This is a genomic window from Ureaplasma zalophigenitalium (genome assembly GCF_025780055.1).
Classification (GTDB): domain Bacteria; phylum Bacillota_I; class Bacilli_A; order Mycoplasmatales; family Mycoplasmoidaceae; genus Ureaplasma; species Ureaplasma zalophigenitalium.
In genome coordinates, this window is the sequence record NZ_JAOXHJ010000035.1 from 1 (window position 1) to 346 (window position 346).

At 30.3% G+C, this 346-nt stretch carries 1 pseudogene; it reads right to left on the reverse strand.

What is annotated here, in order from left to right:
- Positions 1 to 270: pseudogene (locus tag OF365_RS03240) on the reverse strand (hypothetical protein); the annotation flags it as partial.
- Positions 271 to 346: the final 76 nt, after the last annotated feature.

The following is a 346-nucleotide window of genomic DNA, read 5'->3' on the forward strand; positions in this document are numbered from 1 at the left end:
ATTTACTGTTTTAGAAGAATAAACCGGGTATTTAAACAGGGATGTTTTTGTTTTGGATAATTTGTTAGTCGACACAACGGTTCCGCGTGTCAAAATAAACAAATCTCCCACTCTTCTCTGTTCTCAAGCGTTTGTAAATTCTTTAAATCTAATCTTTGGGAAGGGGTGTTTTTCATCTGCAAACATCTTCTCTAAAAGGGTATTTTTGAGATTTTTTAACTTTTCTAACTTACACTGAAGAAGTGATATGGATGTATTTAAACTGTGCATTATTTTAACTATACAGTTTTGCTCGTTTTTACTAGGTATTAATTTCTTTATTTTTTTGTATGTCTTGAAATACAAA